The 21,942-nt window shown below is 70.6% G+C and carries 25 protein-coding genes and 1 pseudogene; 8 read left to right on the forward strand and 18 right to left on the reverse strand.

All coding sequences use genetic code 11. The features are described 5' to 3' along the window. Positions 1-380: SH3 domain-containing protein (locus tag PV343_RS22295; RefSeq protein ID WP_319148726.1), on the forward strand; the 380-nt coding region annotated here is incomplete at its 5' end. A 159-nt stretch (positions 381-539) separates the two neighbouring features. Here PV343_RS22295 and PV343_RS22300 read toward each other — a convergent pair. Continuing rightward, the gene (locus tag PV343_RS22300) at positions 540-998 is read right to left on the reverse strand and encodes a hypothetical protein (RefSeq protein WP_319148727.1); all 459 of its coding nucleotides are present in this window, start codon (positions 996-998) and stop codon (positions 540-542) included. A gap of 535 nt (positions 999-1,533) precedes the next feature. On the opposite strand from PV343_RS22300, the gene PV343_RS22305 reads away from it, so the two are divergent. After that, a complete protein-coding gene (locus PV343_RS22305) occupies positions 1,534-1,899 on the forward strand; it encodes a hypothetical protein (RefSeq protein ID WP_319148728.1) in 366 nt (121 codons plus the stop codon). A gap of 30 nt (positions 1,900-1,929) precedes the next feature. On the opposite strand, the gene PV343_RS22310 is transcribed toward PV343_RS22305, so the two are convergent. Further along, on the reverse strand, positions 1,930-2,361 hold the full coding sequence (locus PV343_RS22310) for a hypothetical protein (RefSeq protein WP_319148729.1): 432 nt from the start codon (positions 2,359-2,361) through the stop codon (positions 1,930-1,932). Positions 2,362-2,529: 168 nt separating this feature from the next. Between PV343_RS22310 and PV343_RS22315 the strand changes: the two genes are divergently transcribed. The 5 genes from PV343_RS22315 to PV343_RS22335 all read left to right on the forward strand — a co-directional run bounded on the left by PV343_RS22315 (position 2,530) and on the right by PV343_RS22335 (position 6,393). Next, on the forward strand, positions 2,530-3,189 hold the full coding sequence (locus tag PV343_RS22315) for a YceI family protein (protein ID WP_319148730.1): 660 nt from the start codon (positions 2,530-2,532) through the stop codon (positions 3,187-3,189). A 72-nt stretch (positions 3,190-3,261) separates the two neighbouring features. Beyond that, positions 3,262-3,591 carry a deoxyxylulose-5-phosphate synthase gene (locus tag PV343_RS22320; RefSeq protein ID WP_319148731.1) on the forward strand — a complete coding sequence of 110 codons (330 nt, stop codon included), beginning with the start codon at positions 3,262-3,264 and terminating at the stop codon, positions 3,589-3,591. Further along, positions 3,588-4,406 (forward strand): hypothetical protein, encoded by an 819-nt coding sequence (locus PV343_RS22325; protein WP_319148732.1) that lies wholly within the window; start codon positions 3,588-3,590, stop codon positions 4,404-4,406. The genes PV343_RS22320 and PV343_RS22325 overlap by 4 nt, the downstream gene beginning before the upstream one ends. A 45-nt stretch (positions 4,407-4,451) precedes the next feature. Further along, positions 4,452-5,326, forward strand: a protein-coding gene (locus tag PV343_RS22330; RefSeq protein WP_319148733.1) for an IS5 family transposase whose coding sequence is annotated in 2 segments (ribosomal slippage) — positions 4,452-5,241 and positions 5,241-5,326 — 876 coding nt in all. Because the reading frame shifts where the segments join, the coding sequence is not laid out codon by codon here. 188 nt (positions 5,327-5,514) lie between these two features. Further along, entirely contained in the window at positions 5,515-6,393 is an 879-nt protein-coding gene (locus PV343_RS22335) for a GNAT family N-acetyltransferase (RefSeq protein WP_319148734.1), read from the forward strand. Between the two features lie 149 nt (positions 6,394-6,542). On the opposite strand, the gene PV343_RS22340 is transcribed toward PV343_RS22335, so the two are convergent. The 5 genes from PV343_RS22340 to rpsB form a co-directional block, all read right to left on the reverse strand. After that, positions 6,543-7,775: a phosphatidate cytidylyltransferase gene (locus PV343_RS22340; RefSeq protein ID WP_319148735.1), complete on the reverse strand. Its 1,233-nt coding sequence runs from the start codon at positions 7,773-7,775 to the stop codon at positions 6,543-6,545. Beyond that, positions 7,775-8,332, reverse strand: coding sequence for a ribosome recycling factor (gene frr / locus PV343_RS22345; RefSeq protein WP_317445634.1), 558 nt, complete (start codon positions 8,330-8,332; stop codon positions 7,775-7,777). The genes PV343_RS22340 and frr overlap by 1 nt, the downstream gene beginning before the upstream one ends. 183 nt (positions 8,333-8,515) lie before the next feature. After that, complete coding sequence (pyrH, locus tag PV343_RS22350) at positions 8,516-9,274, reverse strand: UMP kinase (protein WP_319148736.1); 759 nt, start codon at positions 9,272-9,274, stop codon at positions 8,516-8,518. Positions 9,275-9,465: 191 nt separating this feature from the next. Further along, on the reverse strand, positions 9,466-10,302 hold the full coding sequence (gene tsf / locus PV343_RS22355; protein ID WP_319148737.1) for a translation elongation factor Ts: 837 nt from the start codon (positions 10,300-10,302) through the stop codon (positions 9,466-9,468). Between the two features lie 167 nt (positions 10,303-10,469). Next, positions 10,470-11,405, reverse strand: a complete 936-nt coding sequence (gene rpsB, locus PV343_RS22360; protein ID WP_319148738.1) for a 30S ribosomal protein S2 — start codon at positions 11,403-11,405, stop codon at positions 10,470-10,472. A gap of 274 nt (positions 11,406-11,679) precedes the next feature. Between rpsB and PV343_RS22365 the strand changes: the two genes are divergently transcribed. Then, positions 11,680-12,261 carry a murein hydrolase activator EnvC family protein gene (locus PV343_RS22365; protein WP_319148739.1) on the forward strand — a complete coding sequence of 194 codons (582 nt, stop codon included), beginning with the start codon at positions 11,680-11,682 and terminating at the stop codon, positions 12,259-12,261. A gap of 91 nt (positions 12,262-12,352) precedes the next feature. Here the strand turns inward: PV343_RS22365 and PV343_RS22370 are convergent, their stop codons facing one another. The 11 genes and pseudogenes from PV343_RS22370 to lepB (PV343_RS22420) all read right to left on the reverse strand — a co-directional run bounded on the left by PV343_RS22370 (position 12,353) and on the right by lepB (PV343_RS22420) (position 21,914). Continuing rightward, the gene (locus tag PV343_RS22370; protein WP_319148775.1) at positions 12,353-12,910 is read right to left on the reverse strand and encodes a TetR/AcrR family transcriptional regulator; all 558 of its coding nucleotides are present in this window, start codon (positions 12,908-12,910) and stop codon (positions 12,353-12,355) included. Between the two features lie 64 nt (positions 12,911-12,974). Continuing rightward, positions 12,975-13,817: an RNA polymerase sigma factor WhiG gene (whiG, locus tag PV343_RS22375; protein ID WP_020942497.1), complete on the reverse strand. Its 843-nt coding sequence runs from the start codon at positions 13,815-13,817 to the stop codon at positions 12,975-12,977. 359 nt (positions 13,818-14,176) lie between these two features. Further along, positions 14,177-15,346, reverse strand: a complete 1,170-nt coding sequence (dprA, locus tag PV343_RS22380) for a DNA-processing protein DprA (RefSeq protein ID WP_319148740.1) — start codon at positions 15,344-15,346, stop codon at positions 14,177-14,179. Between the two features lie 64 nt (positions 15,347-15,410). Continuing rightward, a complete protein-coding gene (locus tag PV343_RS22385) occupies positions 15,411-17,036 on the reverse strand; it encodes a YifB family Mg chelatase-like AAA ATPase (protein ID WP_319148741.1) in 1,626 nt (541 codons plus the stop codon). 1 nt (position 17,037) lies between these two features. Beyond that, complete coding sequence (locus PV343_RS22390) at positions 17,038-17,433, reverse strand: YraN family protein (RefSeq protein ID WP_319148742.1); 396 nt, start codon at positions 17,431-17,433, stop codon at positions 17,038-17,040. An 86-nt stretch (positions 17,434-17,519) separates the two neighbouring features. Next, positions 17,520-17,828 carry a DUF2469 domain-containing protein gene (locus PV343_RS22395; RefSeq protein ID WP_003965949.1) on the reverse strand — a complete coding sequence of 103 codons (309 nt, stop codon included), beginning with the start codon at positions 17,826-17,828 and terminating at the stop codon, positions 17,520-17,522. 57 nt (positions 17,829-17,885) lie between these two features. Next, positions 17,886-18,416 carry an NUDIX hydrolase gene (locus PV343_RS22400; protein ID WP_319148743.1) on the reverse strand — a complete coding sequence of 177 codons (531 nt, stop codon included), beginning with the start codon at positions 18,414-18,416 and terminating at the stop codon, positions 17,886-17,888. Further along, positions 18,409-19,167, reverse strand: coding sequence for a signal peptidase I (gene lepB / locus PV343_RS22405; protein ID WP_319148744.1), 759 nt, complete (start codon positions 19,165-19,167; stop codon positions 18,409-18,411). The genes PV343_RS22400 and lepB (PV343_RS22405) overlap by 8 nt, the downstream gene beginning before the upstream one ends. Positions 19,168-19,257: 90 nt before the next feature. Further along, the gene (lepB, locus tag PV343_RS22410; protein ID WP_319148745.1) at positions 19,258-20,247 is read right to left on the reverse strand and encodes a signal peptidase I; all 990 of its coding nucleotides are present in this window, start codon (positions 20,245-20,247) and stop codon (positions 19,258-19,260) included. Beyond that, positions 20,138-21,226, reverse strand: a pseudogene (lepB, locus tag PV343_RS22415) (signal peptidase I); the annotation flags it as partial. The gene lepB (PV343_RS22410) and the pseudogene lepB (PV343_RS22415), both read right to left, overlap by 110 nt. Continuing rightward, positions 21,219-21,914, reverse strand: coding sequence for a signal peptidase I (gene lepB, locus PV343_RS22420; protein ID WP_319148746.1), 696 nt, complete (start codon positions 21,912-21,914; stop codon positions 21,219-21,221). The gene lepB (PV343_RS22420) and the pseudogene lepB (PV343_RS22415), both read right to left, overlap by 8 nt. Between the last annotated feature and the right edge of the window lie 28 nt (positions 21,915-21,942).

Consider the following 21,942-nt stretch of genomic DNA (forward strand, 5'->3'; position numbering starts at 1 on the left):
ACGAGCCGGACGGTGCCGGGCGGGTGATCGGCATCCTGCGCGTCGGCCAACAAGTCGAGCTCGTGGGACGCTGTGAGCGGGAATCCTGGTGCCAGGTCGCCGCAGGCAACGTCCCCGGTGGCAACGGCTGGGTTTGGGGGCACCTGCAGTTCGGACAAGCACCGTCCCCTGCAGGACGAATGGCGACGGTGGTTGGTGAGGATGTAGACGTTTACAACGTCAAGAACGAGCCGGACGGTGCCGGGCGGGTGATCGGCATCCTGCGCGTCGGCCAACAAGTCGAGCTCGTGGGACGCTGTGAGCGGGAATCCTGGTGCCAGGTCGCCGGAGGCAACGTCCCCGGTGGCAGCGGCTGGGTTTGGGGGCACCTGCAGTTCTGAAGATTGACGGAGTAAGCCGCCGAACGTGGCTGCTTCGTCCCGAAGGAAGTCGGGTACGGGCGCCTCCTTAGGTCGGCGGGGTGTTCACCTGGGCTGACGGTCCGTAGACGTTCGCGAGTGTTCGCCGCTGCTCGTCGGCGTCGTCACCCAGTCAGACACTCAGTCGGCGCGGCTCTTCCTGCCTCCTGTCTCCGAAGCGGACAGCAAGGCGCCCAAAGCCTCTCGGGCCTCGGCGATTCGGCGGCGCCACTGTTCGCTTCGCAGGGCTGCGGTGCTCCACTCGACCACTGGTTCGGCACCGGTGATGCAGTAGCCGTAGACCTGGTGGGCCACCTGGTCGGTGAGGAGTTCGTCGTAGTCGAACGACCCCTCGAAAGCTGCCCAAGCCACTGCGCGCGTGCCTGCACAGACACGCTGAAGTACTGCTCGCGTGTACTGCCGCAGATCTAGCGAGACGTCGTCGAAGTCGATGTCGTATGACACCAGACCGAGCCGCTCGACGGCTTCGGGTTGCTCAAGCAGAGGGAACGGCAGGAGGGCGTCAGGGACCAGCCCGGCGAGGTGGAAGGCCTCCTCCGGCAACGGGGTGTTGCCGGAGCCGATGACGAATACGTTCACCGAGACCGGCCCTCGCCAGCACAAAAAGTCACGTACCTCTCCCGACATTGGCCGTCCCCTCCCCCTCGCCCGCCTCCTAGGCGCGCACCGTCGTCGAAACACACCACTCACCCGTGGTGCTGCCCGGCCTCGACGCCATCATGACCAGCGTGATTACCGTCGGCCACCGCTTTCTCAGCGAGGTGGGGCGAGAACGGGCGTGACCTTGGGATCGCCGGCCTGATCAGATCGGATGGAAGTCGCCCCTCGCCCCCCGGTTCCGCGTGACTCCCTGTCCGTTCTGGCACGGGAGCGCACGCGCCGGGTCACCTGCTGGGAGTTGACCGCGCCCCGGGCCACCCGGCACCCCGTTCGGGGAACTGGGTGCGGGGAGTGACACCCCGGTCCGGGGCAACAGTCGTTGCGTCGCTCCCCGTCGGGAGCGCCCGCCCGCATCAGTCAGGACGGGTGTTCGCGCACGGAGTTCAAGATGCCCCGAGCCCCCTCTAGGCTGGCTTGCAGCCGGGCACGCCGGATACGGGGGAAGGGGCGGTCGATGGACTGGTTCTGGTGGGTTCTGATCATCTTCTGGACGGGTGGTTTCGCGTGGGTGGCCGACAACGTCCGCACCGCGCTGCGCAACCGGCATGAGCGCAAGATGCAGTTGCTGGAGGCGGCGAAGCAGGAGCGCCTGGCCGTCGAGGCGGCGCACAAGTCGCCGGAGCCGGTGTGCGGCTGCACCCACCACCTCGCCAAGCACGACAAGCAGGGCCGGTGCCATGAACGCGTCGAGGTGCCCACGGCCTGGGACGAGAACAAGAAGCCCCTGCGTTTCGAGGCCGGCCAGTGCAACTGCCAGCAGTACGTCGGACCGCAGCCCCTGTCCCAGATCTTCGCGGAGGAGCTGACGGACCTTCCCTGAACAGCGGCAGCGGGGCGGCGAAGTCCGGGCTCAGAGCTGATCTCGCCACCACGGAAGTCCAGGAGAGTCAGCGCGTACGACCTCGGCTCGTTCGAGGATCTTGGAGTCGAGGGCCCACACGAGCGCCCGCAGTTCCCGTGCCGACTTCCTGGGCAGGGCGTGCAGAACCTCTTCGAGGTGGTCGCGGAAGTAGCCGGGATCGCAGCCGCACTCCGGTATTCCGCACCGGGTCGAGGTGAAGGGGTCGGCGATCGCCCTCAGCGGGCCGTGGGCCAGGGCGGCCCAGTGCCAGAAGGCCCGGTCCGTCTCGCCCGGATGGAAGCGCAGGTGTTCGAGTCTGCGGATATGGGCGGTGCACGCCCCGGACAGCCCGTTGATCGGCGGATACGGCCGGCGGTACGAGTACCTGGAGCGGCGTGCGGGAAGGGTGTCCCGTACGGCGGAGGGGCGCCTACGCGGCATTGCCCTTTCGGTTGGCGGTCATGAGGGCACCGTAGCGTCGGCCGTGCGGATGACGCACGGGCTTTGCCGAGGAGACGCCCCGCCCTCTTGTGAAGTTCTGCCGGTGAACGGGAGGGTTTCCTGGTCGGGGCTTGTCGGGGGCTTCGGGCTGACGTAACAAGGTGCTCTATGAACCTTTTCGGCCGCAACTCTCACCCCCGGCGCCCGGAGCCGTCCGCGACATCGGTGGCGACCGCCGCCCCGGCCTCCCGTGGTACCGCCGTCCTGCCCGATCCCGGCCTCGCCTCCCTCACCGGCGAGTGGATGATCGACCCGGCGCACAGCAGGATCGGGTTCTCCGTGCGGCACGCGATGGTGACGACGGTGCGCGGTTCCTTCACCGAGTACGAGAGCCGTCTCTACTTCGACGGCCGCGATCCGGACCGGTCCCGGGCCGACCTCGTGCTGTACACCGCCAGCGTCGACACCGGTGTCGAGCAGCGCGACGCGCACCTGGTCGGCCGCCAGTTCCTGGACGCCGCCGCGTACCCCCGGATGACGTTCACCAGCTCCGCCGTGCAGCTCGCCGGCCCCGACGTGTACCGCATGACCGGCGACCTCACCATCAAGGACACCAGCCGCCCCGTCGTTCTCGAACTGACGTACATCGGCCATGTGACCGACCCCTTCGGCTACGAGCGCGTCGGCTTCGACGGCACCACGACCATCAACCGGTCCGACTGGGGCCTGACCTACGACGCCCGGCTGGCCCAGGGCGGGGCCATGGTGAGCGACAAGGTGCGCCTCCAGTTCGACATCGCCGCCATCCGCAGCTCGGTCACCCCCTGAGCGGCGGGGCCGACTTCCGGGTCACCTGGAAACCTGCTTGGCCGGCACCCCGCGGCTCCCTACGCTGAGGCCATGCCTGCCGCCAAGACGTCGTACGTGTGCCTGTCCTGCCGGGTGTCCTACAAGCAGCCGTACGACCCGTGGCGCGAGCGCGTCTGCCCGCGCTGCGCCGGTGCCCTGATGTACGCCGGCTCGGCCTTCGCCGCGCCACCGAAGCGGGACCGGGCGGCCTGGCGGACGCTCACGGTGCTGCTCCACGCGGGACTGGGCTTCCACAAGACCTGCTGCGGCGGCCCCGGATTCCGGCCGCGCTCGCTGCGCGAGGTGAAGGAGCGGCTGTCCTACGCCCGCCGCAGCGGGGAGCCGGCCGCCCGTGCGCTGGCCCGGGCCGAGCTGCCGTGACCGGCTTGGAAGCGCTCACCCGGATCGTGGCCCCGCCGGCCGACCCGGTGGACGGGCACGGGGACTGGGCCGGGGCCGAGGCACGGCTCGGGGTGCGGCTTCCCGCGGACTACCGGCTGCTGGCCGAGACGTACGGCTGGGGCGAGTTCTGCGACTACCTGTACCTGCGCACCCCGTTCGGGACGAACCGGCACAGCGGTCTGGAGCTCTGCGACGGGCTGCTCGTGTGGGGCGGCACCATGGACGCCGACCGGCTCTGCTGGCGCCCCGAGGGCGACCCCGACGCGTGGCCGGTGGTGATCAACGGGCGGGGCACCGGGCGCGAGGAGCACGCCCTGACCACGTCCCGCTTCATCGAGGAGTGGGTGACCGGGCGTCTGCGCTCCACCGTCCTGGAGGACATGGAGCCGGACCTCGCACCCTGGTTCAACCCGTTCCGGCGCCGGACGCACCGGTGCCTGCGGCTGTCGGAGGGCTCCCGGCCGTACGCCGAGCGGCTGCGCATCCTGCGGGACGTGCTCGCGCCGACCCTGGACCGGGGCTCGTGGGAGTCCGGGGACGGTGCCCACGGCCAGGACCACTTCGCGACCGCCGACACGGACTGGCAGCTCACCTACGACCGCTCGCACCCGCACCAGATACGCGTCGCCTTCCCGCCCGGTGACCGCATCGCGGCCCGTGACCGGCTCTTCGCCGCCGTACGGCTCATGGGGTGCACCGTGCTGGAGATCACCACCGTGAGCGGTGCGCCGCTGGCCGACTGGGACGCGGGCGAGGACGAGGACGACCCCCAGGCCGAGCTCAAGACCGACTAGGTCGTGTATCGAAAGTGGATCTTGGCCTGTGAATGATCACTGTTTATGGGTCGGGGAGATCTCACGGACGAGCAGTGGGCGGTGCTGGAGACGCTGTTGCCGAAGGGGGCGAAGGCGGGGCGACCGCCTGTCTGGTCTCGGCGGCAGTTGATCGACGGCATACGGTTCCGGGTCCGTACCGATGTTCCGTGGCGGGACGTGCCCGTCGAGTACGGGCCGTGGGGCCGGATCTACGACCTGTTCCGCCGGTGGCAACGAGACGGCACCTGGCACCGGGTCCTCACCCAGCTCCAGTCCCTGGCCGATGTGAAGGGTGCGATCACGTGGGACCTGAGCGTCGACTCCACGGTATGCCGTGCCCATCAGCATGCGGCCGGGGCCCGGAAGCGGGGTGACCTGCAGAAGGAGTCACCGGGTGGTGTCTTCACCGAGCCTGGTGATCACGGGTTGGGGCGGTCGCGCGGTGGGTTCACCACCAAGCTGCACCTGGCCGTCGAGCAGGGGCAGAAGCCCATGTCGATCGTGGTGACGGCAGGGCAGCGTGGAGACTCGCCGCAGTTCGAACCTGTGCTGGAGAAGGTTCGCGTGCCCCGCATCGGGCGGGGCAGGCCACGTGTTCGTCCCGATCGAGTTCGGGCTGACAAGGCGTACGCCTCCCGCAGAAACCGCGCATACCTGCGCCGACGTGGGATCCGCTGCACCATCCCGGACAAGGCAGACCAGGCCCGCAACCGTCAGAAGCTGGGCTCTCGCGGCGGCCGGCCGCCGCGTTTTGACCCGGTTGACTACCGCAAGCGCCATGCGGTCGAGTGCGGGATCAACCGACTCAAGGGAACCGGGCTGTCGCCATGAGATACGACAAACTCGCGGTCCGCTATGAGGCGACCGTCCTCGTCGCGGCCATCAACGAGTGGCTGTGACCACACACGCATACCGCCTCTTCGTTAATCCGTTGCCCAGAGGTCCGTCGGCCAGCTAGGTTCACCCAGGCCGCCCGCATCGGTGCAGGCCGACGCTGTCGATGAGGAGGTGTGGTGCACATGCGCACGAGTGCCCAGGAGTTGAGCTCGCGTACTGACCTGTGCCACCTCCTCACGACGGAGACACCTTGTCCCTTCGCATCACCCCACTGACCGACCCCGCCTGCGGGCCACACGGCCGGCGTCTTGCCTGGCTGGCGTCGGACGCGGACTCCATCCCTGCCGGGACCGCCTTCCTGCGCCTGCTCGACGGCGGACAAGAGCATCTGGCCGAGCTCGACCTCCGCGTTCATCCTGCGGAGCGCCGCAAGGGCATCGGCTCCCGGCTCCTCAACACCGCCGTGGCCACCGCCCGGGACAACGCCCGGCGCCGGGTCGTCGCGCAGGCAGAAGCCGGATCGCCCGGCGACCACTTCCTGGCAGCGCGCGGCTTCCGGAAGGTCCTCACCTTCAGGTATACCCGCCTCGCAATGGCCGAGGTGGACACCACCGTCCTGGCTGGGATCGTCGAGCGTCCTCATCCCGGCTACCGGCTGACGTCATGGCAGGGAACCGTCCCCGACGACCTCGCCCAGACGTTCGCCGCCTCACGCCGCGCCATGGACGACATGCCCATGGACGACGCCGAGTACGGCACCGTGGCCTGGGACGTGGACCGCGTGCGGGCCGCGGCGAAGGCCGTCGAACAGCGAGGCGACCACCTGCACACCGTTGTCGCCATCGACGCCTCCAACGGCTCGATCGCCGCCTTCACCGAACTCGTCATCCCCGGCAACGGCGCAGGTGACGGCCAGCACTACGGCACGGGCGTGCTGCCCGAGCACCGTGGTCACGGCCTCGGCCGATGGATGAAGGCCGAGTCGATCCGGCAGGCCCACAGGGACTATCCGGACCTCGGTGGCCTCCTGACCGACACCGCCGACAGCAACGCGCACATGCGACGAATTAACGACGGTCTCGGCTACACACCCACGCACACGACACACCAGCATCAGCTCGACCTCTAGCAGAGAGCGGACAGGCCGGGCCGGGGCATCACCCCGCCCGGCCTGTCCGCGCTTTCGATACACGCCCTAGGTGCACCGACGGGCCCCGTCCCGTGTTCCAGGACGAGGCCCGCAAAGCCGTGAGCCCCACGGCCGGGGAACCGGTTCGGTCACGCCGAGCCGACGAACACCACCATCAGCAGCCACACCACCGGAGCGGTCGGCAGCAGGGAGTCCAGCCGGTCCATGATGCCGCCGTGCCCGGGGAGCAGGGTGCCCATGTCCTTGATGCCCAGGTCCCGCTTGATCATGGACTCGCCGAGGTCGCCCAGCGTGGCGCTGGCGGCGACCGCGAGGCCCAGCAACAGGCCCTGCCACCACCTGCCTCCGTCGATCAGGAACTGCATGCACAGCGCGCCCGCGACCATGGCGAACAGCACCGCGCCGAGCAGGCCCTCGCGGGTCTTGCCGGGGCTGATGCGCGGGGCGAGCTTGTGCTTGCCGAAGCGCCAGCCGACCGCGTACGCGCCCGTGTCGCTGACGACCGTCAGCAGCAGGAAGGTGAGGACCCGCCAGGAGCCGTCATCGGCGGTGAGCATCATCGCGACGAAGGTGGCCAGGAACGGCACGTAGAACGCGGCGAAGACGCCCGCCGTGACGTCCTTGAGGTAGCCCTCGGGTGGCTCGGTCATGCGCCAGACCAGCACGGCGAGGGCCGTCAGCGCCATGGCCACCCACGCGCCCTCTGCACCCCGCACATAGCCGGCGACCACCATCGCCGCGCCGCCGACCGCGAGCGGCACCAGCGGCGCCTTGATCTCCTTGCGCTCCTGCAGTCTGCTGGTCAGCTCCCACAGACCCACCACCACGGCGACCGCGACGACACCGACGAACACGGCCTTGACGATGAACAGGGAGGCGATGATCAGCACACCGAGGCCCACGCCGACCCCTATGGCCGCGCTCAGGTCACGGCCCGCGCTCTTCTTCTGCGGCGCTGGCGCCGGCTGCGGGGCGTGGGACATGGGCTCCGGATTCCGCGTCGGACTGTGCGTCTGACTCTGCATGGGGTACTGCGTCTGACTCTGTGCGGGGTACTGCGCCGGACTCTGCGTGGAGTACGGCGTCGGGTCGTGCGTCGGCCCGGCCTGACCGTGGGTGAAACCCTGCGTCTCGTCTCGGAACAAGGGACCGCTCAGCCGAGCGGCCCCCCGGTCGTCGTCCTGGGCCCCGCCGTGGGCGGGGTCGTCGGGCACGATGGGCATGGGGCGAGTCTGCTGCGCCTGAGGCGCATCGTACGCGGGACCCGCCGGGGCAGCCCCCTGGACAGGCCCACCCGCGGTGGGCCCCCAGTACCCGGCCTGCCCCGCCGCCGGCGGTGCCCCCCAGGAAGAGTCGCTCATCAGACTTCGAGCAGCTCCGCTTCCTTGTGCTTCAGGAGCTCGTCCACCTGGGCGACGTACTTCGCCGTGGTGTCGTCCAGCTCCTTCTCGGCGCGGCGGCCCTCGTCCTCGCCGACCTCGCCGTCCTTGATCAGCTTGTCGATGGCGTCCTTGGCCTTGCGGCGCACGGAGCGGATCGACACCCGGGAGTCCTCCGCCTTGCTTTTGGCGACCTTGATGTAGTCGCGGCGGCGCTCCTCGGTCAGCTCGGGGAACACCACACGGATGATGTTGCCGTCGTTGCTGGGGTTGACGCCCAGGTCGGAGTCGCGGATCGCCTGCTCGATGTTGCGCAGCGCGCTCTTGTCGAACGGCGTCACGACGGCCATCCGCGGCTCCGGCACGGAGAACGAGGCCAGCTGGTTGATCGGCGTCAGGGCGCCGTAGTAGTCGGCAACGATCTTGTTGAACATCGCCGGGTGCGCACGGCCGGTGCGGATCGCGGCGAAGTCCTCCTTGGCGACCACGACGGCCTTCTCCATCTTCTCCTCGGCTTCGAGGAGGGTCTCTTCGATCACCACTTGCTCCTGCGTGTCTTGAGTAAGGCCCGGCTGCGGTTCCTCGTAGGGGCGGCGGCCGGCTGCGTCGCGTCTTCTTCCTGCACGGTTCCCGACCGGCAGGACATTGTCCATCCCCCGGCCAGGGTGCGTCCCGTCCGTCCCCCGGACAGGTGTCGTACCCCGGGCGACGGGGCGTGCCGGTCAGTTCCGGCTGTCGTGGTCACCCACCAGCGTGCCGATCTTCTCACCCTTGACGGCCCGCGCGATATTGCCCTCCGCCAGGAGCTCGAACACGAGGATCGGCAGCTTGTTGTCACGGCAGAGGGTGACCGCGGTGGCGTCGGCGACCTTGAGCTCGCGGGTGATGACCTCGCCGTAGCCGAGGGCGTCGAACTTGACGGCGTCGGGGTTGGTCTTGGGGTCGGAGTCGTAGACCCCGTCCACACCGTTCTTGCCCATGAGCAGCGCCTCGGCGTCGATCTCCAGGGCGCGCTGGGCGGCGGTGGTGTCGGTGGAGAAGTAGGGCATGCCCATACCGGCGCCGAAGATGACCACGCGGCCCTTCTCCAGGTGGCGCACGGCGCGCAGCGGGATGTACGGCTCGGCGACCTGGCCCATGGTGATGGCGGTCTGCACCCGGCTGTCGATGCCCTCCTTCTCCAGGAAGTCCTGGAGGGCGAGGCAGTTCATCACGGTGCCGAGCATGCCCATGTAGTCGGAGCGCGCCCGGTCCATGCCGCGCTGCTGGAGTTCGGCGCCGCGGAAGAAGTTGCCGCCGCCGATGACGACGGCGATCTCGGCGCCGTCGCGGACGACGGCACCGATCTCACGGGCGATCTTGTGCACCACGTCCGGGTCCACGCCCAGGCCCCCGCCTCCGGAGAAGGCTTCTCCGGACAGCTTCAGCAGAAACCGGCCGCGTACTTTGCCGTCGTCGCTCTTCTGGGCCTTGGTGGTCATGGAGATCCCGCCTCTTTCACGTGTTGCACATACGAAGAAGGCCATTGCCGATGGGTTCGCTTTTCGCTCCCATGCGCGGCAATGGCCTCCTCGTCAGATCTGCTGCCGTCCGCCACGTGCCTGGGTGTGGCGGTGTGCCCGGACGACTGCTGTCGACCCTATAGGGGTCGCGCGTCGATCGCGGTACGGACTCAGATGCCGACCTTGATGCGCGTGAAGCGCTTCAGGGTGACACCGGCCTCGTCCAGCACCTTCTGGACCGACTTCTTGTTGTCGAGCGCGTACGGCTGGCCGAGCAGCGTGGCGTCCTTGAAGAAGCCGTTCAGACGACCCTCGACGATCTTGGCGATCGCGGCCTCGGGCTTGCCCTCGGCGCGGGTGGTCTCCTCGGCGATGCGGCGCTCGGACTCGACGACCTCGGCCGGGACGTCGTCCTTGGCGAGGTACTTCGGCGCGAAGGCCGCGATGTGCTGGGCGACGCCCTTGGCGATCTCGGCGTTCGGCTTGTCGAGCTCGACCAGGACACCGATCTGCGGGGGCAGGTCGGGCATGGTGCGGTGCATGTAGGCGGTGACGTAGCCGTCGGTGAACTGCGCGAAGCGGTCCAGGACGATCTTCTCGCCGAGGTTGGCGTTGGCCTCGTCCACGAACGCCTGGACGGTCTTGCCGGCCTCGATCTCGGAGGCGAGCAGGGCCTCCAGGTCGGCCGGGTTCGTCTTGGCGACGTGCTCGGCGATGGCCTTGGCCACGGCCTGGAACTTGTCACCCTTGGCGACGAAGTCCGTCTCGCACTTCAGCTCGACGAGGACGCCGGAGGAGTTGTCGTCGGCGATGATGGAGACCACGGCGCCGTTCTCGGCGGAGCGGCCCTCGCGCTTGGCGACGCCCTTCTGGCCCTTGATGCGCAGCGCCTCGACGGCCTTGTCGACGTTGCCCTCGGCCTCGTCCAGCGCCTTCTTGCAGTCCATCATGCCGGCGCCGGTGAGCTCACGGAGCTTCTTGACGTCGGCGGCGGTGTAGTTCGCCATGAGTCTGTGAGTCTTTCTCGAAGTCTTGGGAGATCGGAGAGCGGCACGCTCCGGTCCACATGTGATCGCGGACAACGGACGGCGTGCCGACCTGCGGGTGAACGGCGGGGGCGGACTTCACCGCGCCGGAGGCGCTGCTGGTGCCGCCCCCGCCGTCAACGCTGACGTCAGGCCTGCTCGCCCTCGGCGGCCGGGGCGGCCTCGGCGGCGGGAGCCTCGGCCGGCTTCTCGGCCTCGGCGGCGGGGGCCTCGGCGGCGGGGGCCTCGGCCGGCTTCTCGGCCTCGGCGGCGGGGGCGGCCTCGGCGGCCGGAGCGGCCTCGTCGGCCTTCTTCTCGCCCTCGAGGAGGTCGCGCTCCCACTCGGCGAGCGGCTCGCCGGCGGCCTTCTCGCCCTTGTCGCCGGTGGCGACGCGCGAGCGGGAGATGAGGCCCTCGGCGACGGCGTCGGCGATCACGCGGGTGAGCAGGGTGACGGAGCGGATCGCGTCGTCGTTGCCCGGGATCTTGTAGTCGACCTCGTCGGGGTCGCAGTTGGTGTCGAGGATCGCGACGACCGGGATGTTGAGCTTCCGGGCCTCACCGACCGCGATGTGCTCCTTCTTGGTGTCCACGATCCAGACGGCGCTGGGCACCTTCTGCATCTCGCGGATACCGCCGAGGGTCTTCTCCAGCTTGGCCTTCTCGCGCGAGAGCACGAGAAGCTCCTTCTTGGTCAGACCCGACGCGGCGACGTCCTCGAAGTCGATCTGCTCGAGCTCCTTGAGGCGCTGCAGACGCTTGTAGACGGTGGAGAAGTTGGTGAGCATGCCGCCCAGCCAGCGCTGGTTGACGTAGGGCATGCCGACGCGGGTGGCCTGCTCGGCGATGGCCTCCTGCGCCTGCTTCTTCGTGCCGACGAACATGACCGTGCCGCCGTGGGCGACGGTCTCCTTGACGAACTCGTAGGCGCGGTCGATGTACGACAGCGACTGGAGCAGGTCGATGATGTAGATGCCGTTGCGCTCGGTGAAGATGAAGCGCTTCATCTTCGGGTTCCAGCGACGGGTCTGGTGACCGAAGTGGACGCCGCTCTCCAGCAGCTCCCGCATCGTGACGACGGCCATGGCCGTATCTCCTTGAATTTCTCGGTTGTGCCGCGCCCGCCGGACGGCGGCCGCGCCTGACGCCCGCGATGCGCCGTGCCGCTAGGGACCGAGGGGCGCTTGGTACGAACCGTTTCCGGATGCCGTACCGGGGCGTGCGAAGTCGACCCGGTGACCCGGATCGCCAGAAGAAGTGTACGGGACCGGCGAGGCGGCGGGTGACGCCGCTGTCCACAACCGGCGGGTTGTCCACAGATCCCGGCCATGATCGGTTCGTCCGGTGGAGGGTTCTCGCATGCGACGAGCGATGCGATACGTGGCCCTGTGGGCGGGTCTGCCGCTGGTCTGCGCGGTGTCCGCGCCGACTCCCCCGGCCCGTGCGGACGTCCCGGTCCCGGCACCCGCGCCGCCGGCCGGGGGTGGGGTTCCGGCCATCGGGCGCGCCTGGCCGGTCGGGGTACGGCCGGTGCTGCTGCGCGGCTGGGAGCCGCCGGCGACGGTGTACGGCCCCGGGCACCGTGGTGTCGACCTGGGCGCGGCGCCCGGAGCCCCGGTCCGGGCGGTCGCCGCCGGCCGTGTGTCCTTCGCGGGCCGGGTGGCCGGACGCGGCGTGGTGTCGGTGGAGCTGACGGGCACGGACCTCCGGACCACCTACGAGCCGGTACGCGCGTCGGTGCGCAAGGGGGACGTAGTGCGGGCGGGCGAGGTGGTCGGCACGGTCGAGACCCCGGCACCGCACTGCCCCACGACCTGCGTCCACTGGGGCCTGCTGCGCGGCGAGACCTACCTGAACCCCCTGTCCCTGCTCCCACCCTGGCTGCTCCGCAACGGCCCTTCCCGCCTGCTGCCGGTCCTGGGGGTGCCGCTGCCGGGGTGACGGCCTCCGTGCGCGGCGGGGCCGAGGGCCGGGGACGTCACAGCCGGGCGCCGGGCGTGCCGGGCCGGGGGATCTGGTGGGAGTGGTGGGGTCAGCCCCCTACCCCGCGCAGGGCCATGCTCACCGCCGCGTCCGTCACCGTCGAGGGGTCCTCCGCGGCGATCAGTTCGATGCGGCGGACGGCCGCGTCCACGACGCCCTGGAGGAGCATCGCGGCGAGCCGGGGCTGCTCGTGGCCCATCTCGCCGAGGGCCTCCACGACCATCGCGACCAGTTCCCCGTGCGCCGCCCGGATCTTCTCGCGCGCGCCCGCGTCCAGCTCGCTCGCCGAGATCGCCACGACGGCCCGGTGCCGCCGGTCCCCGACCAGCGCGAGCTGCTGCCGCACATACGCCTCGACCTTGTCCTCGGCCGTCGCCGCACGCTCCATGGCCGCCGCGACCTCGGCCGCCCATACGGGGAAGTCGACCTCGCACAGTTCCTCGACCACCGCGGCCCGCGAGCGGAAGTACTCGTACACGGACGAGCGCGCCAGCCCCGTGCGCTCGGCCAGGGCGGGGAAGGTCAGCGCCTCCGTCCCGCCCTCGGACAGCAGGGACCGAGCCGCGTCCAGCAGGGCGGCTCGCTGCATCGACCGGTGCTCGGCCACGGAGGCCGCTCGAATCCTTGGCACGTCAACCACTTTACGGACCCGCCACCCCGGAAGGGAGGAGTCAGCGCCCGAAGGCCGCCAGCTTGGCCCGCAGCTGGAGCACCGACTTGGTGTGGATCTGGCTGACCCGGCTCTCGGTGACCCCGAGCACGTTCCCGATCTCCGCGAGGGTCAGGCCCTCGTAGTAGTAGAGCGTGACCACGGTCTTCTCGCGGTCGGGCAGGGTGTTGATCGCCCGGGCCAGGAACCGTCTCAGCTCCCGGTCCTCGGCCACCTCCACCGGGTTGTCGGCGGCGGTGTCCTCCAGCGTGTCCATGAAGCTGAGCCCGTCCCCGTCCTCGCCGCCGACGTGCAGCAGCTCCTCCAGGGCCACGACGTTGGCCAGCGACAACTGGCTGAACACGGCGTGGAGGTCGTCCACCTCCATGCCGAGCTCGGCGGCGACCTCCCCTTCCGTGGGGGTACGCCTCAGCCGCGCCTCCAGCGTCGCGTACGCCCGTTCGACGTTGCGCGCCTTCTGCCGGACGGACCGGGGGATCCAGTCCAGCGCCCGCAGTTCGTCGATCATCGCGCCCCGGATCCGGGTGATCGCGTAGGTCTCGAACTTGATCTCCCGGTCGACGTCGAACTTCTCGATCGCGTCGATCAGCCCGAACACGCCCGAGGAGACGAAGTCGGCCTGCTCCACATTGGGCGGCAGACCGACGCTGACCCGGCCCGCCACGTATTTGACGAGCGGCGAGTAGTGCAGGATCAGCTGCTCCCGCAGCCGGTCGTCCCCCGTCGCCTTGTACGACCGCCACAGCTCGTCGAGCGTCGAGGGAGCGGGCGGCCGCACGCTGCCACCGTCGCGGGCGGCTGGGGGGATCGCCGCCCGGTCTGACCCGGAGGTGTGCTGGGGCATTCGTCGCCTTGTGCCGTTCTGCCGTGAAGTGCCGTGTTCTGCCGTGGAGCGGGGGAAGTGACCGGAGGTGGGATGTGGTGGGGTGGGTGGGGTGCCCTGGGGGTCGTGCACCGCTGTGGGGCACCTGGGTGAGCTGTCGGCCTGATGTCGAGATGGCGCGTTCTGCGCCCGGACTTCGTGAGCGTAGCGTGACTGAGGAGTCGCGGTGTGCGAACGGCGAGGCACCACCCCTGCGCGAACCTCCCCCACCGGGTCTTCCGTCGCACCGCGCGGCTCGCTCTGCGTGATCGGACGCGGGTGCCAACTCCGGGAATTCCCAAGGATGTAGGGGGTTCCCCCGGACGGCCGAACACGCTCGGTCAACATCCCTCCCGGCCGGTCCGGGCGGAGATCATCGCCTGGCGTGTCAACTTCCAGCCGTCGCCGTGTCGTTCGACGTAACCAAGTGCTCGGAGTTCGTACAGTCTCGCGATCACGTCGTCCGCGGTGGTGCCCGCGTCGCACGCGATCTCGCCCACGGGGGCCGCGCGATCCCCCGGCAGGGCGGCCAGCACGGCGCGGGCGGCCGGCTCCAGCAGGTCACGCGGGAGGACCGGCCCCCGCCGGGGCGGAGCCAGCTCACCCATGTCGCCCACGACTTCGACCACCTCGGCCGCGTCGGTGACCAGGACCGCCTCGCCGCGCAGCATGTCGTGCACGCCGGCGGAGAGCCCGCTGGTGACGGGCCCCGGCACGCCCATGGTGAGCCTGCCCAGACGCGCCGCCGCCCGGGCGGTGACCAGCGAGCCGCTGCGGCAGGCGGCCTCCACGACGACGGTTCCCCTGGTCAGGGCCGCGATCACCCGGTTGCGGAGCACGAAGCGGCTCGGCGTCGGATGCTCTCCGGGCGGCAACTCACCGATCACCAGTCCCTGTTCGGCGATCCGGTCGATCAGGGCGGTGTGGCCGCGCGGGTAGGGGCGGTCGACCCCGCAGGCCAGTACGGCGACGGTGGCTCCGCCCGCGGCGAGGGCGCCGCGGTGGGCGGCCCCGTCGATCCCGTAGGCACCGCCCGAGACGACGACCCAGCCCCGCTCGGCGAGCTCCGCGGCAAGCGAACCGGCGACATGGATGCCGTACTCGGTGCAGGCGCGGGCTCCGACCACGGCGACGGATCTCAGGGCCCACATCCGCAGCCCGGGGCGCCCCCGGACCCACAGTCCCAGGGGCCGTGCGTCCCCGAGGTCGTCGAGCTGGCCGGGCCATTCCGTGTCCCCCGGGCCCACGAACCGCACGCCGGCCCGGTGCGCCTCGTCGAGGTCCCGTTCCGGATCGGCCCGCCGTGCCCGGGCGACCAGGCCGCCCCACCGTGTCGCGCTCACGCCCGGCAGCGGCTCCCCGCCGTCCCGCAGCCGCCGCGCCGTCTCCCCCGGCCCGTACCTCCGCAGCCACCGGCCCGCGACCTCGTCGCCCGGCTCGACGACCCGGGTGAGGAAGACCCGGTCCAGCAGTTCCCGCTGCCCCTTCCGCTCCCGGTCGCCCGCGGTCATGCCGGTGCCCCCGCCGTGCCAGGTGCCCCGTCGTGCCGGTGCCGCCGCCGTGCCGGGCTCCCGGTCATGTCAGGGCCCCGATGGCCATGGGCACGCCCCGCGGCACTCCGGTGCGCAGGTGCAGGGCGAGACCGACGTCGCCGGCGTCCGGGCGGTCGTGGCCGACGAGGTCCGCGACCGTCCAGGCGACGCGCAGCACCCGGTCGATGCCGCGGGCCGTGAGCACACCGCGTTCGAGGTTGCGCTCGGCCTCGTCCATCGCTCCGGCGGCGGCGTGGAAACGGCCGCGCAGTTCCCGTCCGGGCACTTCGCCGTTGGTGCGCCACGGGGTCCCGGTGAGCCGGGCGGCCGCCCGCTCCCGGGCCGCCCCGACCCGCTCGGCCACGGTGGCGGTGGACTCGCCCCGGGCGCCGGGGTCGGTGAGCTGGGCGCGGGTGACCGGGTCGACCTCGACCCGCAGGTCGACCCGGTCCAGCAGGGGGCCGGAGAGCCGGGCCTGGTAGCGGCGGATCGCCGACGGCGGGCAGTCGCACAGGGCGTCCCGCTGCGAGAAGCGTCCGCAGGGACAGGGGTTGGCCGCCAGGATCATCAGGAACCGGGCGGGGAACCGGACCACGCCGGCGCTGCGCGCGATCACCACGTGCCCGGACTCCAGGGGCTGCCGCAGGGCGTCCAGGGTCTGGCCGTGGAACTCGGGCGCCTCGTCGAGGAACAGCACGCCCCGGTGGGCGAGGGAGACGGCGCCGGGGCGGGCGACGCCCGGGCCGCCGCCGACGAGCGACTGCATCGTGGCCGAGTGGTGCGGGGCGCAGTAGGGCGCGACGTCGATGAGCGGCTTTCCCGGGGGCAGCAGCCCGGCCACCGAGTGCACCGCCGTGACCTCCAGCGACTCCTCGCGGGTGAGCCGGGGCAGCACGGCGGGCAGCCGCTCGGCGAGCATGGTCTTGCCCGCTCCCGGAGGTCCTTCCAGGAACAGGTGGTGTCCGCCGGCCGCGGCCACCTCCACGGCCGTGCGGGCCGAGGTCTGGCCCACGACGTCGGCCAGGTCGTGGCCCTGGTCGTACTGCGCGGCACCGGCGCTGTGCATGCCGGTGGCCGCTCCGGTGCCCGGCACCCGCAGGCCGGCCAGCAGGGGGTCGGGTCGTCCCTGGTCGTCGGGTTCCTCCTCGGGCACGGGTGCGTCGGTGAGGACGGCGATCAGCTGGCGCAGGTTGCGGATGCCGAGCACGGACACGCCGGGGACCAGGGATGCCTCGGCGGCGGCGCACTCGGGGACGACCACCTGCTCGTAGCCCGCTTCGGCGGCCGCGAGGACGGCGGGCAGGATGCCGCGCACCGGCCGCACCCGGCCGTCCAGGCCCAGTTCCCCGATCATGACGAGGTCGGCGAGGACCCTCGGGTCGACGCGTTCGGCGGCGCCTAGCACCGCGCAGGCGACGGCCAGGTCGAACCCGGAGCCGGCCTTCGGCACGGAGGCCGGGCTGAGCCCGACGGTGAGCTTCTTCTGCGGCCATTCGCCGCCCGAGTTCACCACCGCCGCGCGGACCCGGTCGCGGCTCTCCGTCAGGCTCTTGTCGGGGAGGCCCACCAGGGTGAAGGCCGCCACGCCGGGTTCCAGGTCGGCCTGGACCTCGACGACCACTCCCTCGACGCCCACCAGGGCCACCGAGCACGTACGGGCGAATCCCATGTCAGGACACCCCCCGCGCGTGCTCGACGGTCGCGGCGCCCCGGCGGGGCAGGAGGACGCCGACCAGATCGATGCGGACGCCTCCCGGCGGGGCTCCGCCGTGGCTCTGGATCCAGCGTTCGGCGAGGTCCCTCAGCCGTCGCGCCTTCGCGGGCGTCACCGCGGCCATCGGATGCTGGAACGTCCCTGACCTGCGGGTCTTCACCTCGCAGACGACAAGCGTGCTCCCGTCCCGGGCCACGATGTCGATCTCGCCGGACCGTCCGCAGCGCCAGTTGCGCTCCACGATCGTCATACCGGCCTCGGTCAGCCGCCGCGCGGCCAGATCCTCGCCGTACCTGCCGAGTCCCCTGCGTGCCCTGCTCATGTCGGCACCACCTCCGGCGCCCACCGTCACGCATCACGGGCCCAGAAGTGGATCTTGGTGGAGTACCCGGCGGTTGTGGACAACCCCGTCACCCGAACGAGGAAGTCGCGGGCGTGTCAGCCGCCCGGAAGTTCGAGGTCGCTCTTGTTGAGCTCCTCGATATTCACGTCCTTGAACGTCAGGACGCGGACCTGCTTCACGAAGCGAGCCGGCCTGTACATGTCCCAGACCCAGGCGTCGGCCATGGAGACCTCGAAGAACACCTCACCCTGTACCGAGTGCACCTGCATCTCGTAGTCGTTGGTGAGATAGAAACGCCGCTCTGTCTCGATCACGTATTTGAACAGACCGACGACATCTCGGTACTCCCGGTAGAGCTTCAGCTCCATCTCGGTCTCGTACTTCTCGAGGTCCTCGGCGCTCATGGCATGTTCCCCTTCAGCCGTGCGATCCCACCCATTGTGCGCCAGTCCGACGGACCCTCAGACGATTTCCGTGTCGAGGGTCACGGGCCTGGCCGGGGGACCTTCGTCGAGCAGCGTGCGCAGCAGCCCGGCGAGTCTGGTCGGATACACCGTCTCATGTGACCGGGTCAGTTCCTGACACGTCCACCAGCGCGCTCCGGCGACACTGCGCCGCTCCAGCTCGGTCAGGCCCAGCGCCGCGGTGGCCGTCTGGGTGGTGCGGGCCAGGTAGTACCACTCGTCCTGGTCCCAACGGCGGCCGGCGAACGGGAAGGAGCACCGCCGGCGCCACAGCACGGGACCGAGCCGGACGTCGGTGATACCGGTCTCCTCGGCGAGTTCCCTGAGAGCGGCCTCTTCGCGCGTCTCGTCGCCCTCCACTCCGCCGCCGGGGGTGAACCACCAGTCGTCGGCCGGGTCGTCCGGCTCGTGACCGTGCAGCAGGAGGATGCGGTCGCGGGGGTCGAGCAGGATCACCCGGGCGACCTTGCGCAGACCGCCCCGGTAGGTGTCCCCGCCGGCCTGCGTGGGTCCGGTGGACTCAGCCACGGGCGCGGGAGCGGCCCAGCCGCTTGGCGATCGGGCCGTAGGCGCCGCCGCCGAGGACCAGGACGGCACCGACGACGATCAGCAGTTCGATGGTCCGCAGTGGGCCCGGCTGGGAGAGGGTGCCCAGCGTTTCGAAGCCGGTGGGCCGCTTGAGCATGCCCTTCATGGGCCAGACGACGGCGTCGACGCGGGCGGAGACGGCGTCGCGGGCCACCGTGCCCCGGGCGGCGTCGGTGAGGTGGGCGGTGGAGTCCAGGGAGCCCTGGCGCTCGTCGCCGAGCAGGAAGAGGCGGCCCTCGGGGACGGTGACCGTCGGGAAGTTCTTGATCTCGGCCAGGCTGCCCTCGGGCAGGTACGGCTCGTCGATCTGCTTGCCGTTGACGGTGAGCTTGCCGTCGGTGCAGCAGGAGACGGTGTCGCCGCCGACCGCGACGACCCGCTTGACCACCTTGGCGTTGGCGACCCAGTCCTTGTCGCGGAAGACGACGACGTCGCCGCGCTTGACCTCGCCGCCGTCGACCTTCTCGGCCAGCACCCGGTCGCCGATGTCGATCGTCGGGGTCATCGAACTGGTGGGCACGGTGTACGGCCGGTAGATCAGGGCTCCCCAGACGAATCCGCCGAGGAACATGACCAGACCCAGCGCCACGGCCAGCCCGGACAGCCGTTGCCCGAGCCGGCTGCCGCCGGCCTGTGCCGTGCCTGTGCTCCCGCTGCGCGGGGCCGTACGCGTCGTGCTCTCGCCACCCATGGCCCGCACCCTACCCGGCAGTACCGAGCAGGGGCAGCCCCTCTTTCGCGGCCCGCACATTCCCGACCGGCATGTTCACGACCGGCGTCGTCAGCGCTTCCCGGCCTCCACCGGCTCGGTCCGCCTGCGCCGCCACAGCGCCACCGGCAGCACCGCCGCCACGGCGACGCCCTCCGGGGCCACCGAGAGGGAGGCCGCGGCCGAGGACTGGTGGTTGAGGCCGGGCTGGTCGAAGGTGTCCGGGACGGGCAGGGTGCCCCAGCGGTTGATCGGCCAGGCCTTGACGATGGCGCGGCCGACGACCTTGTCGACGGGGACCATGCCGTGGTGCTTGTCGGACTGGTTGTACCGCGAGTCGCGGGAGTTCTGGCGGTGGTCGCCCATCACCCAGATGTAGCCCTTGGGGACCTTGACCTTGAACTGGCCGCCCTGGTCGTCCTGGCTGCACGGGGTGTTGCCCGGGTAGACGTAGGGCTCGTTCAGCGCCTTGCCGTTGACCACGAGCGGGCCGGTGCCCTTGCACTCGACGGTGTCACCGCCGACGCCGATCACCCGCTTGATCAGGTCCTTCTCCTCGGCGGACGGCATCAGGCCGATCCAGCTGAGCACCTTCTGCACCGGGTTCGGGTTGGGCGTCGGCTCGCCGGCCAGCCAGTTGTCCGGGTCGTGGAAGACGACGACCTCGCCGCGCTCGGGCTTGGAGCCGAACCACGGGGTGAGCTTGTCGACCAGGACGCGGTCACCCTGCTGGAGGGTGTTCTGCATCGAGTCCGACGGGATCGAGAACGCCTGGACCAGGAACGTCTTGATCAGCAGGGCGAGGACCAGCGCGATGCCGATGAGGATCGGCAGTTCCTTCCAGAACGAGCGGGGCTTCTTCGGCGGGCGTGCGCCCTCGTCCGTGCCGTCGCTCTGGGCCCCGGGCCGCTGTCCCTCCGGCGTGTCGTCTCCCGTCGCCGAGAACTCCGAGTTCCCGGAGGTCATGGCGCCGTCCGGACCGGGGACGTTCGCCTCCACGGGGTGCCCGCGGTGCTCCTCGCCGTCGTGTCCCGACCGTGCGCCAACCGCCACATCCCCCACGCCAACTCCTTACTCTGTGCCGCCGCCTGCCCCATGCACGGTGCAGGCCCACCACTCCCATAACGAGCGGGAGTTCCGCAGGGGTCGGGAGCTGGGTGATTGCGTTCGGATCGTCGGAGGCAACCCTATGCGACAGCGCAGGGGCCACGGTCGACCCCGACACGGAGTTCACAACGCTTGCGAAGGTTTTAGGTTCGTCGAGGCGGGTCCAGTGGCCGACGGGCCAGCCGATCACCATGGCGCGGCCGACCACCGAGTTCTCGGAGACCGTGCCGCCGTACGGCGTGTTCTGGTGGGCGCGGGAATCCGCGGAGTTGTCCCGGTGGTCGCCCATCACCCACAGGCGCCCCTCGGGCACGGTGATGTCGAAGGGCGTGGCGGACGGGGCGCTGCCGGGATACAGGTAGGGGCCCTCGGTCAGGGGGACGCCGTTGACGGTGACCCGGCCCTGCGCGTCGCAGCACTTGACGTGGTCGCCGCCGACCCCGATCACCCGTTTGATCAGGTCCTTCTCGTTGTCCGAGGGCAGCAGGCCGATGAAGGTGAGGCCTTCCTTGACCTGTTTGACGACGATGGGGTCGTGCTTCTTGGCGGTCTGCTCGTCGGCCAGCCAGCCGCCCGGGTCGTGGAACACCACGACGTCCCCACGCTGGGGCTTGGAGCCGAACCACGGGGTGAACTTGTCGACCAGGACGCGGTCGCCGATCCGGATCGTCTGCTCCATCGAGCCGGACGGGATCACGAACGCCTGGACGAGGAAGGTCTTGAGGACCAGCGCTATCAGGACGGCGACACCGACCAGAAGGGGGATCTCCCGAACGGCCGAACGCCTGCGCTTGCGCTTCACCTTGCGCTGGAGCTTGCGCCGCTCGGCGCGGCTGCGGCCGGGGCCGGCCGCCGAGGTGCGGCGCGTCCCGGTGGGCAGCAGGTTGTCGGCCGGCGTGCTGGACACCCCACGTGGCCTGCCGCGGTTACCCATGCGCGCCCTCCGCGGCGGGCACACGCGCGTACGCGGACGGACGGTGCAGCCGGGTCAGCCGGTCGTACGGCCAGACGATCCAGTCGGCCCGGCCGATGACGTCGCCGACCGGCACCATGCCGCCGCCGGGTGAGCCGAGGTGGTCGCGGGAGTCGCTGGAGTCGCCGCGGTGGTCCCCGAGGAGGAACAGGCGGCCCGCGGGCACGACGACGTCGAAGGGGACGGTGGACGGGGTGTCCCCGGGATAGAGGAACGCCGTCTCGTCGACCGGTCGGCCGTTCACCTCGATCCTCCCCTTCTCGTCGCAGCACACCACATGGTCTCCCCCCACCCCGACAACGCGTTTGATGTAGTCGGCGTCCCCGAAATACCCGGTCCCGTCGAAGACAACCACGTCGCCGCGGCGCGGCTGGGCACCGAAACGGTACGCCAACTTATTTACGAGGACGCGGTCGCCGATCCTCAATCCCTGTTCCATGGATCCGCTCGGAATCTGGAACGGTTGCACCACGAAAGCGTTGAGGAGCAGCAAAAACCCCAGGCAGGCGAGGAGGGTGAGGCTGATCCTGCCGCCCGGCAGCCGGTCGGCGGCCCACGCCACCAACGCGAAACGCGACCGGCCCTCCGATCCCGGTGTACCGGGAAGGGAGGAACGGTCGCGTTCCCTCGGCTGTGCTTCGGTGTCCATCGGAGCCAGATGCTATCCGGCTCCGCCG

Source organism: Streptomyces sp. WI03-4A (assembly GCF_033792105.1).
GTDB classification, from domain to species: Bacteria; Actinomycetota; Actinomycetes; order Streptomycetales; family Streptomycetaceae; genus Streptomyces; species Streptomyces collinus_A.